The 15,598-nt window shown below is 67.9% G+C and carries 15 protein-coding genes; 10 read left to right on the top strand and 5 right to left on the bottom strand.

All coding sequences use genetic code 11. The annotated features are described in order from the left end of the window. Window positions 1-276 precede the first annotated feature (276 nt). Together mepA and ACQR0U_RS03370 are read left to right on the top strand one after the other, a co-directional pair. Window positions 277-1,218, top strand: coding sequence for a penicillin-insensitive murein endopeptidase (mepA, locus tag ACQR0U_RS03375; protein ID WP_315715314.1), 942 nt, complete (start codon window positions 277-279; stop codon window positions 1,216-1,218). A 173-nt stretch (window positions 1,219-1,391) separates the two neighbouring features. Continuing rightward, on the top strand, window positions 1,392-1,910 hold the full coding sequence (locus tag ACQR0U_RS03370) for a hypothetical protein (protein WP_315715313.1): 519 nt from the start codon (window positions 1,392-1,394) through the stop codon (window positions 1,908-1,910). 3 nt (window positions 1,911-1,913) lie between these two features. Here the strand turns inward: ACQR0U_RS03370 and ACQR0U_RS03365 are convergent, their stop codons facing one another. Next, the gene (locus tag ACQR0U_RS03365) at window positions 1,914-3,707 is read right to left on the bottom strand and encodes a potassium/proton antiporter (RefSeq protein WP_315715312.1); all 1,794 of its coding nucleotides are present in this window, start codon (window positions 3,705-3,707) and stop codon (window positions 1,914-1,916) included. Window positions 3,708-3,916: 209 nt separating this feature from the next. Between ACQR0U_RS03365 and ACQR0U_RS03360 the strand changes: the two genes are divergently transcribed. From ACQR0U_RS03360 to ACQR0U_RS03350, 3 genes are all read left to right on the top strand, one after another. Further along, window positions 3,917-5,236, top strand: coding sequence for a mechanosensitive ion channel family protein (locus ACQR0U_RS03360; RefSeq protein WP_315715311.1), 1,320 nt, complete (start codon window positions 3,917-3,919; stop codon window positions 5,234-5,236). A gap of 97 nt (window positions 5,237-5,333) precedes the next feature. Beyond that, complete coding sequence (map, locus tag ACQR0U_RS03355; RefSeq protein ID WP_315715310.1) at window positions 5,334-6,158, top strand: type I methionyl aminopeptidase; 825 nt, start codon at window positions 5,334-5,336, stop codon at window positions 6,156-6,158. Between the two features lie 96 nt (window positions 6,159-6,254). Then, window positions 6,255-7,058 carry an intradiol ring-cleavage dioxygenase gene (locus ACQR0U_RS03350; protein ID WP_434842707.1) on the top strand — a complete coding sequence of 268 codons (804 nt, stop codon included), beginning with the start codon at window positions 6,255-6,257 and terminating at the stop codon, window positions 7,056-7,058. On the opposite strand, the gene ACQR0U_RS03345 is transcribed toward ACQR0U_RS03350, so the two are convergent. Continuing rightward, window positions 7,059-8,249 (bottom strand): MFS transporter, encoded by a 1,191-nt coding sequence (locus tag ACQR0U_RS03345; RefSeq protein WP_434842596.1) that lies wholly within the window; start codon window positions 8,247-8,249, stop codon window positions 7,059-7,061. A gap of 209 nt (window positions 8,250-8,458) precedes the next feature. Next, window positions 8,459-9,244, bottom strand: a complete 786-nt coding sequence (gene mddA, locus ACQR0U_RS03340) for a methanethiol S-methyltransferase (protein ID WP_434842595.1) — start codon at window positions 9,242-9,244, stop codon at window positions 8,459-8,461. Between the two features lie 147 nt (window positions 9,245-9,391). Between mddA and ACQR0U_RS03335 the strand changes: the two genes are divergently transcribed. The 4 genes from ACQR0U_RS03335 to ACQR0U_RS03320 all read left to right on the top strand — a co-directional run bounded on the left by ACQR0U_RS03335 (window position 9,392) and on the right by ACQR0U_RS03320 (window position 12,793). Beyond that, window positions 9,392-10,942: an alpha/beta fold hydrolase gene (locus tag ACQR0U_RS03335; protein ID WP_434842594.1), complete on the top strand. Its 1,551-nt coding sequence runs from the start codon at window positions 9,392-9,394 to the stop codon at window positions 10,940-10,942. Between the two features lie 36 nt (window positions 10,943-10,978). Continuing rightward, window positions 10,979-11,146 carry a hypothetical protein gene (locus ACQR0U_RS03330; RefSeq protein WP_316227033.1) on the top strand — a complete coding sequence of 56 codons (168 nt, stop codon included), beginning with the start codon at window positions 10,979-10,981 and terminating at the stop codon, window positions 11,144-11,146. Window positions 11,147-11,216: 70 nt separating this feature from the next. Next, window positions 11,217-11,930, top strand: coding sequence for a RadC family protein (gene radC / locus ACQR0U_RS03325; RefSeq protein WP_315715434.1), 714 nt, complete (start codon window positions 11,217-11,219; stop codon window positions 11,928-11,930). Window positions 11,931-12,079: 149 nt separating this feature from the next. Then, window positions 12,080-12,793: a hypothetical protein gene (locus tag ACQR0U_RS03320; protein ID WP_316186617.1), complete on the top strand. Its 714-nt coding sequence runs from the start codon at window positions 12,080-12,082 to the stop codon at window positions 12,791-12,793. A gap of 11 nt (window positions 12,794-12,804) precedes the next feature. Here ACQR0U_RS03320 and ACQR0U_RS03315 read toward each other — a convergent pair whose 3' ends face one another. Beyond that, window positions 12,805-13,665 carry a DMT family transporter gene (locus ACQR0U_RS03315; RefSeq protein WP_434842593.1) on the bottom strand — a complete coding sequence of 287 codons (861 nt, stop codon included), beginning with the start codon at window positions 13,663-13,665 and terminating at the stop codon, window positions 12,805-12,807. Between the two features lie 85 nt (window positions 13,666-13,750). On the opposite strand from ACQR0U_RS03315, the gene ACQR0U_RS03310 reads away from it, so the two are divergent. Further along, window positions 13,751-15,226 carry a PLP-dependent aminotransferase family protein gene (locus ACQR0U_RS03310; protein WP_316203035.1) on the top strand — a complete coding sequence of 492 codons (1,476 nt, stop codon included), beginning with the start codon at window positions 13,751-13,753 and terminating at the stop codon, window positions 15,224-15,226. 3 nt (window positions 15,227-15,229) lie between these two features. On the opposite strand, the gene ACQR0U_RS03305 is transcribed toward ACQR0U_RS03310, so the two are convergent. Continuing rightward, window positions 15,230-15,559, bottom strand: coding sequence for a hypothetical protein (locus tag ACQR0U_RS03305; protein ID WP_315715302.1), 330 nt, complete (start codon window positions 15,557-15,559; stop codon window positions 15,230-15,232). Window positions 15,560-15,598: the final 39 nt, after the last annotated feature.

Raw genomic sequence — 15,598 nt, 5'->3', positions numbered from 1 at the left:
TTGGAGAGTTGAGACTTGCGCGGAGGATCAACCAAGGGCTGCTGTACAACCAGCGATAAGTGACGTCGGTTGCCACGGGCCAGAAAAGACCCGCATACCGTGCAATGGCCCTGCGCTTATTGTTCATTTACCGAACGAACTCACGCAATTGAGCCGTGTTCAGCCGGTTCCGCCAATCCGGCAGCAGGGTTAGAGCCAGGTTAAAACGGCCCGAATGACCCGCTGTTGACGTAGAATTGGGCAACTCGGCCGGTCGGCAGACGCTACACTGGCGCCATGCATGTCCGCCTGATTCTGGTCGCCATCATCAGTTCGGCCGTCATTGCCGTGGCGGCCCCGGCCCATGCCCAGGACAAGGGCAGCGTCGAGCCAAAGGCCCTGCCGCCATTGGCGCATCCGGACGATCCGAATACGCCGGCCAAGGAGCTGTTCGCCCGGAGGATCCTGCCGTCGGCGCAACCGACCAGGGTGATCGGCACCTATAATCGCGGCTGCATCGCCGGAGCCGAGCGAATGCCGGTCAACGGCGAGGGCTGGCAGGTGATGCGGCTGTCGCGCAACCGCAATTTCGGCCATCCCAACCTGATCGCGCTGCTGAAGCGGCTGGCGACCCGCGCGCACAAGGATGCCGGCTGGCCCGGCATCCTGGTCGGCGACATCGGCCAGCCGCGCGGCGGACCAGCGCTGTCCGGCCATGCCAGCCATCAAATCGGGCTCGACGCCGACATCTGGCTGACGCCGATGCCTGACCACAGGCTGTCGCGCAACGAGCGCGAGGAGATGTCGGCGGTCATGATGGTTCGGCCTGATCGCCTCGATGTCGATCCGCGGGTGTTCACGAAGGGCCACGTCGCCGTGATCCGCGCCGCGGCCCAGGAGCCGTCGGTGCAGCGCATCTTCGTCAACGCCGCGATCAAGAAGGCGCTGTGCCGGGACGCGAGGGGGGACCGTAGCTGGCTCACCAAGGTGCGGCCGTGGTGGGGCCACGACTATCACTTCCACATCCGCATGGTGTGCCCGCCGGGCAATCCGGACTGCCACGGCCAGACCAACCAGGAGGGCGGCGATGGCTGCGGCGACCTCGACTATTGGTTCTCGGATGCGGTGCTGCATCCGCTGCCGCCGAAAGAGCCCCCTAAGCCGCCGCAACCGCTGACGATGGCGCAACTGCCGCCTGGCTGCCGAGCGGTGCTGCATGCGCCGGACGCCAAGAATTGATTCGGCCGACGCTGCCGTGATTGGGAGTCGCAGCGGCGGGACGATTGCCATAGGATGATATTGCTCGCGCCGTCAGCGCGGCGATCGAAGGGGATGACGGTCCCTCCACCTCCTGTTATCGCGGTATCAAGATGCCGCGCGCCGCTGCGCGGCGTAACAGTCGCGAGTCCGTCATGATCCTGATCCGTCCCGCCACGACCGCCTTCCTCGTTACGGTGGCCGCGAACTCGGCTGCGGTTGCCGCCGAACCGAGCGGCTGCGACAAGTTCAAATGGGACATCGCGCGCGAGCACGCCGCGCTGACCGCAGCCGACCGCGAGAAGCTCGTATCTGGCGCCGAGATGGCCGTTATTCCCGCGACCGGGATTGTGCTGGAGCTGCGTCCGACGGCTGACGCCAAGCTGGCGATGCCGCCGGAGCGCGCGCCCAGGGACGGCAGCTTCGCCGGCCTCACGCGGATCGCCGGAGCGCCCAAGGCCGGCGTCTACACCATCAGCCTGTCGGCCGCGGCCTGGATCGACGTGGTGCAGGACGGCAAGATCCTCAAGCCGGCCGGCTTCAGCGGCGCCACCGATTGCGACGGCATTCGCAAGACCATGAAGTACGAGCTGGGATCAAAGCCTTTCGTGCTGCAGGTCAGCGGCGCGCCGGAGAATGCGATCTCGATCGCCGTCCTGCCGGCGGCAGAATGACGCTCACACCCCTGCGACCGACGACCAGACACTGGCCAGCTTGCGCTTCATCCGCTCCTTGCGCGTCAGCACCGGCACATCCTCCTCGTCCTCCGGCAGACGCAGTCCGACCACGTTGACGCGGCCGCCGGAGATCGAGCGGGCGACCAGCACGATGGTGTCGAGCGCCACGGTCGCGCCTTCCTTCGGCGCGTTGTCGAGATGGATGTCGAAATAGTCGGCGAGCGTCAGCTTGTCCTCGCCCTCGCCGAGCTTGACGCCGTAGATGCCGGCGACCTCGTCGAGCGTATGCTCGGCCGAGACCATGAAGTCGCCGAGCAGATGCGGGTCGGGCGCGGCCGACGGCGGCATGTCGACGAAGAAGCGGTCGAGCGACTCGGCCTTTTCCGGCGGCGCCAGCAGATAGAGATAGTCCCCCGGCGCGATCGGCTCGGCCTCGGGCGGCGACAGAATCTGCTCGTTACGGATCACCAGGGTCGGCTTCGACCAGGACGGGATCAGGCCGCGGCGGAAGTACAGGCTCTTGGAGCGGATCGAATAGCCGACCAGCTGCTGCTCGAGCTGGCCGGGCAGATCGAGCTCGATGCGGCGCGGGCCCCGATCCGTGCGCGGCAGCGCCACGTGCAGCTTGCGCGCGGCCACGCCGAGCGTCCAGCCCTGCGCCAGCAGCGAGATGATCACGACCACGAACGCGACGTCGAAATAGAGATAGGCGCTGGACAGGCCGACCAGCAGCGGGATCGAGGCGAGGAAGATCGCGACCGCGCCGCGCAGGCCGGTCCAGGCGATGAACGCCTTCTCCCGCCAGTTGAAGCGGAACGGATAGAGGCAGACAAACACCGCAACGGGTCGCGCCACCAGCATCAGCATCAGCGCAACAGCAATCGCCGGCAGGAGGCTGTCGAGCAGCCGCTGCGGCGACACCAGCAGCCCGAGCAGCACGAACATCACGATCTGGGCGAGCCACGTCGCGGCGTCGAGGAAGGTGACGACAGAGTTGTGCGCGCGGGTCGGCCGGTTGCCGACGATGAGGCCGGCGAGATAGACCGCGAGGAAGCCGGAGCCGTGGGCGATCTGCGCCATGCCGAAGATCACCAGCGCGGCCGTGGTCACGAACGGCGCGTGGAGGCCCTGCGGCAGCGCGACCTTGTTGAGGCCGATGACGACGAGGCGGCCGCCGACGATGCCGAACAGCGTGCCGAGCACCGCCTCGCGGATCAGCTCGAACACGAAATGTCCGAACGACCCGTGACCGACCGAGATCAGCTCGACCAGCATCAGGGTGAGGAACACCGCGAACGGATCATTGCTGCCGGACTCCGCCTCCAGCGTGGCACCGACACGCGGGCGCAGCCGCAGGCCCTGGGCGTGGACCAGCAGGAACACGGCCGCCGCATCCGTCGAGGCGATGACGGCGCCGACCAGCATCGCCTCGGTCCAGCCGAGGTCGAGGGCATATTTCGCCACGGGCGCGGTGATGAAGGCGGTCATCAGCACGCCGACGGTCGCAAGCACCATCGAGGGCGCCAGCACGGTGCGGATGCTCTGGAAGCGCGTACGCAGACCGCCGTCGAACAGGATCAGCGCCAGCGCGACGGAGCCCACCAGATAGGTGGTACGGACGTCCTGAAATTCGATATGACCAGGGCCGGAATCGCCCGCCAGCATGCCGATCACCAGGAACACCAGCAGCAGCGGTGCGCCGAAGCGCAACGCCAGCAGGCTCGACAGGATGCCGGCCATCACGAGGACCGCACCGAGGAGGATCGCAATGCTGACGGCGTCGAGGGATGACATGAAAAAACGTTGATGGATCCGAGTTTTACATCCTTATCGTCGCCACACTTGCACGCCAACCGGATTTGCTCTTATCGCGGCGATATGCCCATTTTTCCATCCTTGCCCGCGTTCGGGGTATATTTCGCGGCAATCGCCTGTGACGAAAACGAACTAAATTCCGCTGATCCGGCCAACCCGCGCCACTGTTCCCCTCCGAGACCCCGCTGATGGACCTCGACCTGAAAGACGTTCTCGACTTCCTGCAGACCGTTGGCCGCTCGATCGGCGCCGAGGTCACCTCGCCGTGGTTCTATCTTCAACTCGGACTGGTGCTGAGCGGCGCCGGCATCGCCTTTGCGGCGAGCGCCGCCGTGCGTGCGCGCATCGACCTGACTTCGCTGGCGATGGGCTGGCCTGGCCCGCTGCGGCAGCTGCTACGGGTGCTGCTGGAGAGCGTCACCACGGTCGTGTTCGTGATCCTGATGCGGATCGCCCGCACCGGCATGTTGCTGTGGACCTGGCCGAGCCGCAGCTACCTGCTCGCCGTCGCGCTCAAGCTGGCGCTCGCCTGGCTCGTGATCCGGCTGATCACCTCGGTGATCCGCAGCACCTTCATCGTGCAGATCGTGTCGATCTCGGCCTGGCTGGTGGCCGCGCTCAGCATCATCGGCCAGCTCGACAACGTCGTCGACGCGCTCGATTCCATCTCTGTCGTGCTCGGCGGCCTCAGGCTGACGCCGCTGCTGGTGATCAAGCTCGGCGTGCTGCTGCTCGCGGTGCTGTGGCTGACCAACATCGCCAGCAATTTCGTCGAGAGCCGCATCACGCGCTCGACGGACCTGACGCCGTCGATCCAGGTGCTCCTGATCAAGATGGTCCGCATGGGCCTGATGATCCTCGGCGTCGCGATTGCGATCAGCGCCGTCGGCATCAACCTGTCGGCGCTCGCGATCTTCTCCGGCGCCGCCGGTGTCGGTATCGGCCTCGGCCTGCAGCGCATCGTCGCCAATTTCGTCGCGGGCATCATCCTGCTGGCCGACAAATCGGTGAAGCCGGGCGATCTCGTCACCATCGGCGACAGCTCGGGACGCATCAGCGCGATGAACACGCGCTATATCTCGGTCGCCGCCGGCGACGGCCGCGAGTTCCTGATCCCGAACGAGGACCTCGTCACCCAGAAGGTGACCAACTGGACCTACACCGACAAGAACACGCTGGTGAAGGTCAATTTCGGCACCAACTACGACGCCGATCCCCGGGTCGTCTGCAAGCTCGCCACCGAGATCGCGGCCGAGACGCCGCGCACCTTGAAATCGAAGGCGCCGAACTGCCTGCTGACCGAGTTCACCGAGGCCGGCATGAAGTTCTCGCTGACCACATGGATCGCCGACCCCAGCTACATGGACAGCGTCAAGAGCGAGGTGATGCTGGCGCTGTGGGAGGCCTTCAAGCGCGAGGGCATCAGGGTGCCGTATCCGGTGCGAGAGCTTCGCGTTCGCGGAGGTGCGCTGCCGGTGGAGACCACGCTGGAGGTGCCGACCGGCTAGGCGGCAGATCCGGCCGTGCACACCCGGCTTGCACCGGCCGGCACGATCATTAAATTAGGCGATCACCCCGCGACACCCCTGAGAACGAAACAGGCCCATGAACTATATCGAAGCGACCGACACCGCTGCGCGCAAGAACGGCCAGATCAAGCTGCACGGCCCGAGCGGCTTTGCCGGCATGCGCAAGGCCGGCGCGCTGGTGTCGAAGTGCCTCGATGCGCTCACCGACATCGTCAAGCCGGGCGTGCCGACCTCGCGGATCGACGATTTCGTCCGGGACTTCGCCTTCAGCCACGGCGCCTATCCGGCGACGCTGATGTATCGCGGCTATCGCTACTCGACCTGCACGTCGATCAACCACGTGGTCTGCCACGGCATGCCGAACGACCGGCCGCTGAAGGAAGGCGACATCATCAATGTCGACGTCACCTTCATCGTCGACGGCTGGTACGGCGATTCCAGCCGCATGTATGCGATCGGCCCGATCGCGCGCAAGGCCGAGCGGCTGATCGAGGTCACCTACGAATCGATGATGCGCGGCATCGCCGCGGTGAAGCCCGGCGCCACCACCGGCGACATCGGCCATGCGATCCAGAGCTTCGTCGAGCCGCAGGGCATGAGCGTGGTGCGCGACTTCTGCGGCCATGGTCTCGGCCGGCTGTTCCATGACGAGCCGAACATCATCCATGTCGGCCGTCCCGGCGAGGGCGTGCTGCTCAAGCCCGGCATGTTCTTCACCATCGAGCCGATGATCAATCTCGGCAAGCCGCATGTGAAGATCCTGTCCGACGGCTGGACTGCGGTGACGCGGGACCGCTCGCTGTCGGCGCAGTTCGAGCATTCGGTCGGCGTCACCGCCGACGGCGTCGAGATCTTCACGCTCTCGGAGCGCCATGGCGAGAAGCCGCTGACGCAGGTGTGAGCGGGCTCCTGGCCGAATGGCCGCCGGGCGTCCGATTGTTGCCATGCCCGGCTGATCGACTGCCGCTTCCGTCGCATGCGACTGCGGGAGGCTGCTCTGACCAACGCAACACGCCGTGGCGTTCTCGGCCTGCTCTCGGCGGGCGCAGCGCTGCTGACGCCGCCGGCGCGCGCCGCGTCGGAGACAGCTCCCGCATCGGCGAATGCCGACGACGCCTGCATCCTGACGCCGCAGTCGGAATCCGGTCCCTATTATCTCGATCCCAAGCTGGTGCGCGCCGAGATCGCCGAGGACCGGCCGGGCGTGCCGCTCAGGCTGCGCCTTCGCGTCATCGAGGCCGGCTCCTGCGCGCCACTCCCCGGCGCGCGCGTCGACATCTGGCACTGCGATGCCCGCGGCGTCTATTCGGGCTATCCCGGCCAGAGCGACACTCACAAGCTCGACCAGAGCGGCAAGACGTTCCTGCGCGGCACCCAGATGGCCGACGCCGCCGGCTGGGCCGGCTTCAGGACCATCTATCCCGGCTGGTATGCCGGCCGCGCGACGCACATCCACTTCAGGGTGTTTGTCGACGAGGCCACGGTGCTGACCGGACAAACCTTCTTTCCCGAGGCGCTGAACGAGTTCATCTACACCAACGTGCCCGACTACACCGGACGGCCCAAGCAGCGACTGGTCATCAATGCCAACGACCGCGTCGCGACCGAGGCCGATCCCGAACACCGCGCGCATTGCGCGGTGAAGGAGGAGCGCGATCACTATCTGGCGACCCTCACGTTGGCCGTAAGCCGCAACCCGGCCGCCGCGGTCGAGATGCCCACTGGCAAGTTGCCGCCCGCACCCTGGATCAAGGACCGGCTGGCGGCGCTGGTGCCCGGGCTCAAGCGCAGCCCGTTCTGATCACTTCGGCTCGGTGAACTGATAGGCCAGCGCCGCGAGCGGCAGCGCCGTGCCGAGCGCGGCGGCGGCCGTCCAGCCGCCATGCGCATATGCCCAGGCACCGATCCCGGAGCCCGCCGCCCCGGCGACGAAGAAGGTGGTCATATAGAGCCCGTTCAGCCGGCTGCGCTGGCCGGCGCCGAGCACGAACAGCACGCGATAGCCGAGGATGAGGCTGAGCTGCGCGCCGCAATCGATGGCGATGGCGGCGATCACCAGCGTGGCCAGCGACCCGTTCGTTCCGAGTGGAACCGAAAGCGTCAACGCGAAGCCGATCGCGCACATCAGCATCGATGCGACCGTCGCCGGTCGCGTCCAGCCGCGATCGGCGATGCGGCCGGCGACCGGCGCCATGATCGCCCCGGCGACGCCGGCCAGCGCGAAGAGGGCGATGCCGGTCTGCGACATCCGGAAATCGGACCCGGCCAGCAGCAGCGGGGACGTGGTCCAGAACACGCTGAAGCCGCCGAACAGCGCGGCCTGGTAGAGCGCGCGGCGGCGCAGCGCCGGCGTGTCGCGATAGAGCTCGACCATCGAGCCGAGCAGCTGGCCGTAGCTCAGCCGCACCTGCGGCTCACGCGGCGGCAGGGCGAGGCGCAACACCCCGGCCAGGATCACCATGGCGAGCGCCGAGGCCGCATAGATCACGTGCCAGGAGGCATGCGCCGCGACGAAGCTCGCGAGCGGCCGTGCCAGCATGATGCCGAGCATCAGGCCGGTGGTGACGTTGCCGACGGCGCGGCCGCGGATCGCCTCCGGCGCCATGTGCCCGGCATAGGGGATCAGGATCTGCACAGCGACCGAGCCGAAGCCGATCAGCAGCGCCGAGAGCAGGAATGTCGACGGGCTCGTCGCCAGGGCCGCACAACCGAGCGCGGCCGCGCCGACGATGATGGTCATGATGACGAGCTTGCGGTTCTCGATGAGATCGCCAAGCGGCACCACGAACAAGAGACCTGCGCCGTATCCGATCTGGCTCATCGTCACCAGCAGTCCCGCGAGCTGCGGCCGCAGCCCAAGCTCGGCGCTGATCGGCCCGATCAGCGGCTGCGCGTAATAGATGTTGGCGACGATCAGCCCGCAGGAAAAGGCCAATAACAGCGTGATCCAGGCCGACAGCGAGTCGCCGGAATCGGACGTGATGGTGGTCAACGCGGATCTCTCTCGGACTGAACAGGCAGGCCATAGGGCCTTATGAGAACGGAGGCTGTCGAGCTGTGATTTTGCATCGCAGCATTCAAGCCCGACATAGGTGCTGAGGTCCCCGCACCAATTCACGTCTGCGTGGGCGCGGCACCGGGCAAGCCGTGATCAAAAGCGAGCGTGCCCGACGAGCCCTGCGGACGTCGAGCCGGCGCCGGCTACTGCGCGCCGCGCGCCTCCGCCTCCGTCTCCGTCTCGGCGGTCCGCCGGCCGCCGATCAGTCGCGGCAGCAGCATCGGCACCCGCCGGCGGTAGCGCTGGTAGGTGTCGCCGAACTGGGCGATCAGATCGCGCTCCTCGAGCTGCAGCCCGACCAGGATGTAGGCTGTGCTGAGGGCGGCGAACAGCAGGTGGCCGACCGACATCTCCGGCGTGGCCCAGAAGGCGAGCAGGAAGCCCAGCATCAGCGGGTGGCGCACCAGCCGATACAGCAGCGGCGTTCTGAAAGGCTGCGCCGTCCCGGCGCTGCCGCGGAGGGCGAGCACGGCCTGGCGGAGGCCGAACAGATCGAAATGATCGATCATGTAGGTCGAGGAGAGCGCGATCAGCCAGCCGAGCCAATGCACGCCGGTCAGCACGCCCGCTGCGACACCCTCGACGTGCCAGACCGGATTCGGGATCGGACGCCATTGCCAGAACAGCAGCAGCAGGATCAGGCTGGACAGCAGCACATAGGTGCTGCGCTCGGCCGCCGCCGGAATGATGCGCGTCAACGCGCGCTTGAACGCCGGCCGCGCCATCACGCTGTGCTGGATCGCGAACAGCGCCAGCAGCAGCGCGTCGATGACGACGGCCTCGGTCACGGCGCTGGACACGCCCACGTCGATCGACTTGGCCGTGAGATAGTTGTAATTGCCGACGAAACCGACCGCCCACACGAACGACCCAAGAAAGACGGCATAGCTCGCGACGGCGTAGAGCATGATGAGGAGACGCCCGGACATGAAGGTTTCCTTGTTGCTGCGAGGACGGCGTGGCCGTGATCGAGACGTCCGATCCTGGGACCGGTCGCGACTCGCGCGAGCCTGAGCCCTATCAATCGACCGTCCCCCGAGCGTCCCCCGGACGCAGCCACCCAGGTCGCACCCCCGATGGTTCAGTTCCGCGTCCGGACATTAGGCTTTCCCGAGCTGCATCGCGACGGCCAGCCGTGCCCGCTGGCGCTGCGCAAGGGCCTCGCTCTGCTGGTCTATCTGGCGGAAGCCAAAGGCCCTGTCGCGCGGGACATTCTGGCGACGATGCTCTGGCCGGAGTGTTCCGAGGAGGTCGCGCGGGCGCGGCTGCGCCGCCTGCTGCACCGGCTCCAGCTCACACTCGGCGACGGCTGCCTCACCATCGATCGCGCGACGATTCGGTGGGCGGAAGCGGTCGAGCTGGAGGTCCAATCGGCGCTGTTCGAAACGGCTTGCGACCGCGGCGAATTCGAGCTGGCCTGCCGCCTCTATTCCAGTGACTTCCTGGACGGCTTCGCGCCCGGCGACTGTCCGCAGTTCGAGGAATGGGCGTTCTTCCGGCGTGAAGCCTTGCGCGGCCGGGCGGTCCAGGCGCTGGAGCGCGTGGTGCGGGATCGCAGCGCGGCCGGCGACCATGCCGCGGCTGCGGTCCACGCCGGACGCCTCGTCGCGTTCGACCCGCTCAGCGAGGTCTATGGCCGCGCCCTGATCCGCAGCCTGATGCTGGCCGGCGACCGCGCCGCCGCCCAGCGCCATCTCGACGCCCTGACGCAGCGCCTGCGCGACGAGCTCGGTGTCGCTCCCGAAGCGGAGACGCTGGCGCTGCTGGCGCAGGGCGTTGCGGCGCCAGGCGACAGCGCACCGCCGACGCGCTATGTCCTGGGCGGCGGCGTTCATCTCGCCTATCAGACCTACGGCACAGGTTCGCAGGACATTCTGCTGCTGCCCGGCTTCGTCTCGCATGTCGAGCGGATCTGGGAGGAGCCGCACTGTCGGGCCTTGCTGTCCGCGCTCGCCAGAATCGGCCGCCTGATCCTGTTCGATCGCCGCGGCATCGGGCTCTCCGACCGGGTCGGTTTCAGCCCCAGCGTGGAGGCGACGGCGCGCGACATCGCGACCGTGCTCGACGCCGCCGGCAGCCGGCGCACGGTGCTGCTCGGCGCCTCCGAGGGCGGACCGGCCTGCATCACCTTCGCGGCCGACCATCCCGAACGTGTCGCCGGGCTGATCCTGTTCGCCTCGCTCGCCAAGGGCAGCGCCGCGCCCGGCTATCCGCATGCGCTGCAGGCCAGCCAGTACGGCATCTGGCTGCGGCAGCTGGTGGCCGAATGGGGCGGCCCCGCCGGCATCGAGACATTCGCTCCGAGTCTGGCTGGCGATCCCCAGGCGCGCGCCTGGTGGGCCGGACTGCTTCGCGCGGCGTCCAGCCCCGGCGCCATCAAGGGCCTGCTCGAAACCTTCAGGGATACGGACGTCCGCCACCTGCTCGCCCGGGTCGCTGCACCGACCCTGGTGCTGCACCGTCGCCGCGATCGCGCCGTGCTCGTCGGGGCCGGGCGGCATCTCGCCAGCCATATCCGCCACGCGCGCTTCGTCGAGCTCGACGGCGCCGACCATTGGATGTTCGCCGGCGACCAGAGGCCGGCCCTCGCCAGCATCGACGCCTTCATCGGCAGTCTGCAGCCATAAGCAGGATCGCCCGACGGACGAGAAGGACGTCGTCCGGTGCTGCTCACGCTCGTGATCCTGTTCGGTCTCGGGCGGCTGCTGTTCTGGCTCGGCTATGCCAGCGGCGGCGCGGGCCGCGCCTTCGGCTTTGCGCTCACCTTCTACCCCACCGCGTTTTCTCTCATCGTCGGCCTCGCCATCGTGCTGACCGGACGCGCGGCCTAGCAAGGCGCGCCCTGCGGGGCGCGAGCACTTCGAGGTTGCAAAAATGCGGCGTCACGGCATGCTGACGCCGATGCCCGAGAAAGCCCCTCCTCCCAACGATACGCCGCCGGACACGCCGCACTATCACGGCCACCGTCAGCGGCTGCGCGAGCGCTTTCACAGCGCCGGTCCCGACGCGCTCAACGACTACGAGCTGCTGGAGATGGTGCTGTTCGCCGCGCTGCCGCGGCGCGACGTCAAGCCGCTGGCGAAGGCGCTGCTCAAGACGTTCGGATCGTTCGCCGAGGTGATCCACGCGCCGGAGCCGCGGCTGCGCGAGATCGACGGCGTCGGCGACGCCTCGATCACCCAGCTCAAGCTGATCGCCGCCGCCGCGCACCGCATCGCCAAGGGCGAGGTGCGGCAGAAGCACGCGCTGGCGTCATGGCAGGACGTCATCACCTATTGCCGCACCAGCATGGCGTTCGCCGACAAGGAGCAGTTCAGGCTGTTATTTCTCGACAAGCGCAACCAGCTGATCGCCGACGAGGTGCAGCAGACCGGCACCGTCGATCACACGCCGGTCTATCCGCGCGAGGTGATCAAGCGCGCGCTCGAATTGTCGGCCACTGCGATCATCCTGGTGCACAATCACCCTTCGGGCGATCCGACGCCGTCGCAGGCCGACATCCGGATGACCAAGACGATCGTGGAGATCGCCAAGCCGCTGGGCATCACGGTTCACGACCACATCATCGTCGGAAGGAATGGCCACACCAGCCTGAAGAGCATCGGGGTGATGTGAAGGCGCGACGCCGACGAGACGACGCATGCAGCGTGCTGCGGTCGGAGCTGCCAAAAGATCGCCGCGGGATGGACGAAACGTCGGGCCGGTTTGAACCGGACGTCTTCCCGCGCCGGCTAATGCGGGCGAAGCGTGGAGAGGAATGACGGATGCGCGCGCCCTTCATCGGACTGATCCTCGGCGTCCTGACCGTCACGGCGGCGGCTGCCTACGACGCCAACGATCCCGCCAATTGCAATGGCATCGGCTGGGACGATGCGCGGCCGCTCGTCGTCGCCAAAGTGAGCGGCCAGCCACGCGTGAACTTCGTCAAGAGCCCCTATGACGATGACTTCAAGGCCGCAGGCTGTCCCGCTGCGACCGACGCCTGCCGGAAGAAGGCGTACCTCGTCCGCGACGACCTCGTGCTGATCGGAAGGACCCGCGGCGATTTCGTCTGCGTCAGCTACCAGCAGCCGCATGCGAAGGCCCAGATCTGGACCACCGGCTGGTTGCCACGCGCAGCCCTCACCGCCGTCGAGCCGATGGCCGCGCCGGCGACGGCCGACTGGTCCGGAAGCTGGGAGCACCCTGGAGGGGGACTGACGATCAGGAAGGAGGCCGGCAACCGGCTCAGGATCGAAGGCGATCAGGTGTTGCCGGCCGGGCGCGAGTTGCGCAACGGATCGCTCGGCGCGACGGCAGAGCCCAAGGGCGGCCTGATCGCCTTCGTCGACGACGGCAGCACACCGTTCGAGCGGCCGAATGCCGGCGACGAGTGCCGCGTGCGCCTGCAGCGAATCGGCGCGCTTCTGCTGGTCGAGGACAACAATGATTGCGGCGGTGCCGGCGTCAGCTTCACTGGACTCTATCATCGCAAATAGCCGCCGACGGCTCATGCCCAGCGGCGCGCCATTGCCACACAGAGGACGACGATTCCGGCTGCGGCAACCATCGTTGCCGACACCGGCTCATGCAGCAGCAGGCTCGCGAAACCGAGGCCGAGGAAGGGCTGCAGCAGTTGCAGTTGGCCCACCGTCGCAGTGCCGCCGCGCGCGAGCCCGCGGTACCAGAAGGCGAAGCCGACGAACATGCTGAAGACGGAGACGTAGGCGAGGCCCAGCCACGCCGCGGCCGTGATGTCGTGTGACGCGCCGGGCAGCGTCAGCACCGCCATCGACAGCATCAGCGGTGCAGACAACAGCAGCGCCCACGAGATCACCTGCCAGCCGCCGAGCCGGCGCGTGAGCATGGCGCCCTCGGCATAGCCCAGGCCGCAGACGACGATCGCAGCGATCATCGCGAGATCGCCGATCGGCGCCGCGACGCCGTCCCGCGACAGGGCGAAGCCCGAGACCGCCGCAGCGCCAAGTGCTGCGAACAGCCAGAACAACGGCCGCGGCCGCTCGCCGCCGCGCAGCACGCCGAACAAGGCGGTCGACAACGGCAGCAGACCGACGAACACGATCGCATGGGCCGAGGTGATGTGCTGGAGCGCCAGGGCGGTGAGCAGCGGAAAGCCGATGACGACACCGAGCGACACGACCGCCAGCGACATCAGGTCGCGCCGGCCGGGAAGCGGCTGCCGCAACAGCGTGAGACAAAGCGCGCCCAGCACGGCCGCGAGCGTCGCGCGTGCGCCCGTCAGGAACAGCGGCGAAAAGCCCTCCAGTGCCACCCGCGTCGCCGGCAGCGAGCCGCTGAAGATCGCCATGCCGATGATGCCGTTCCCCCAGCCTTCGATCGAACCCTTCATGCACGGCTCCTCCTCGCAGATCCCATAGCCCGATCAGGCTTGTTGCGGCAGCGACAAACCGATACAATTTCCACAATCTGTACTGATGCAAAGGGCAACACACTTGGGACCAGGGACGCCCGACTCCCGCCGAGGCGGCTCGCGGACCATCGCCGTGGTCGATGCGATCCGCCAGCGTCTGGCGACGCGCGCGCTCAGCGCCGGCCAGCGCCTGCCCTCGATCCGCGCCTTCGCCGCGGCGATGGGCGTGTCGCCGGCCACGGTGGTCGAGGCCTATGACCGGCTCGCCGCCGAGGGCGTGATCCGTGCCCGGCGCTGCTCCGGCTTCTATGTCGCCGACACGGCGCTGCCGCCGCTGGCCCTCGCCGATCGCGAGCCGCGCCGTCCGCGCGCGGTCGACCCGTTCTGGGTGTCGCGGCAGTCGCTCGACGCCGGACCGGGAACGCTGACGCCCGGCTGCGGCTGGCTGCCGGCCGAGTGGATGCCGCAGGACGCGCTGCGGCGCGCGGTCCGCGCGCTGGCGCGCAGCGCCGGCCCTGTTCTGAGCGATTATGGCGGAGCGCGAGGATCGCCGGCGCTACGACGGCTGCTGCAGGGCCGCCTTGCCGGCATCGGCATCGACGCGTTCAGCGAGCAGTTGGTGCTGACCTCGTCCGGCACGCAGGCTATCGACCTGATCTGCCGCATGCTGCTGCGTGCCGGCGACGCCGTGCTGGTCGACGATCCCTGCTATTTCAACTTCCTCGCGCTGCTGCGCGCGCATCAGGCGCGGATCATCAGCGTGCCGATGACGCCGGGCGGACCCGACATCGCGCAGTTCGAGGCGATACTCGCGGCCGAGCGCCCGCGGCTCTACATCACCAATTCCGGCCTGCACAATCCGACTGGGGCGACGCTGTCGCTGCAGACGGCGCACCGGCTGCTCAACGCCGCGTCGGCGCATGACACGATCATCGTCGAGGACGACATCTACGGCGATTTCGAACCCGAGCCGTCGCCGCGGCTCGCCGCACTCGACGGGCTGACGCGGGTGATCCTGGTCGGCAGCTTCTCCAAGACACTGTCGGCCTCGGTGCGCTGCGGATACATCGCGGCGCGCGCGGACTGGATCGAACCGCTGATCGACCTGCAGATCGCGACCGGCTTCGGCGGTCCCGGACAATTCGCCGCGGAGACCCTGACCCAGGTGCTGACCAGCGGCAGCTACCGCAAGCACGTCGAGGAACTGCGCGCACGGCTTGGGCGAGCACGGCCGCGCGTGGCGGCACGGCTGCAGCGCATCGGTATCGCCCCATGGCTGATGCCGCGCGGCGGCTTTCATCTGTGGTGCAGGTTGCCGGACGGCTGTACGGCAATCGAGGTGGCCCAGGCCGCGCTCGATGAACACGTGGTGCTCGCGCCCGGCGACGTCTTCAGCGCGGCGCAATCCGCCGCGACGATGATGCGCTTCAACGTCGCGCATTGCGAGGATCCGCGCGTCATCAACGCGCTGGAGCGCGCGACAAAGCCACCGGCCGCGCGTTCGTTGCGCCGCCAAGCGGCCGATTCGACCGGCGGATAAGGCTTAGTAGCAGTAGCGCGGGTGTGCGCGGACCCATGAGCCGTCGCCGCGCTGCAAATAGCAGCCATTGCGATAGGAATAATAGCCGCCACGACGGCGCTCGCCATCGGCCGCGATTGCAGCTCCGGTACCGGCCCCGATCACGGCGCCGATCGCAGCGCCCCGGCCGCCGCCGATCGCGCCGCCCAGGATCGCTCCGCCGGCGCCGCCGAGGATCGCCCCGCCGAGTACGTCCTGCGCGGCGGCCTGATGCACCGGCGCGACGACGGCGAGCGTGAGCAGCGCCGCAGCGCCAAGGCGGGTAGCAAAGGGAATCCCCAGACGTCGGATCATGGACAAGCCTCCGTTCCGGGTACGCTAGTCCGCCCGGCG

The organism is Bradyrhizobium sp. HKCCYLRH3097 (assembly GCF_051167875.1).
In the GTDB taxonomy this organism is placed as follows: Bacteria; Pseudomonadota; Alphaproteobacteria; order Rhizobiales; family Xanthobacteraceae; genus Bradyrhizobium.
Note: the sequence above shows the minus strand (reverse complement) of the source record. Positions and strands in the feature narration are given on the sequence as shown.

Excerpts from the sequence above, each read along its gene's own strand:
- mepA (WP_315715314.1), top strand. The coding sequence starts at position 277 with ATGCATGTCCGCCTGATTCTGGTCGCCATCATCAGTTCGGCCGTCATT.
- radC (WP_315715434.1), top strand. The coding sequence starts at position 11,217 with ATGCCCGAGAAAGCCCCTCCTCCCAACGATACGCCGCCGGACACGCCG.
- map (WP_315715310.1), top strand. The coding sequence starts at position 5,334 with ATGAACTATATCGAAGCGACCGACACCGCTGCGCGCAAGAACGGCCAG.
- ACQR0U_RS03310 (WP_316203035.1), top strand. The coding sequence starts at position 13,751 with ATGCAAAGGGCAACACACTTGGGACCAGGGACGCCCGACTCCCGCCGA.
- mddA (WP_434842595.1), bottom strand. The coding sequence starts at position 9,244 with ATGTCCGGGCGTCTCCTCATCATGCTCTACGCCGTCGCGAGCTATGCC.
- ACQR0U_RS03305 (WP_315715302.1), bottom strand. The coding sequence starts at position 15,559 with ATGATCCGACGTCTGGGGATTCCCTTTGCTACCCGCCTTGGCGCTGCG.
- ACQR0U_RS03315 (WP_434842593.1), bottom strand. The coding sequence starts at position 13,665 with ATGAAGGGTTCGATCGAAGGCTGGGGGAACGGCATCATCGGCATGGCG.
- ACQR0U_RS03320 (WP_316186617.1), top strand. The coding sequence starts at position 12,080 with ATGCGCGCGCCCTTCATCGGACTGATCCTCGGCGTCCTGACCGTCACG.
- ACQR0U_RS03360 (WP_315715311.1), top strand. The coding sequence starts at position 3,917 with ATGGACCTCGACCTGAAAGACGTTCTCGACTTCCTGCAGACCGTTGGC.
- ACQR0U_RS03370 (WP_315715313.1), top strand. The coding sequence starts at position 1,392 with ATGATCCTGATCCGTCCCGCCACGACCGCCTTCCTCGTTACGGTGGCC.
- ACQR0U_RS03335 (WP_434842594.1), top strand. The coding sequence starts at position 9,392 with ATGGTTCAGTTCCGCGTCCGGACATTAGGCTTTCCCGAGCTGCATCGC.
- ACQR0U_RS03365 (WP_315715312.1), bottom strand. The coding sequence starts at position 3,707 with ATGTCATCCCTCGACGCCGTCAGCATTGCGATCCTCCTCGGTGCGGTC.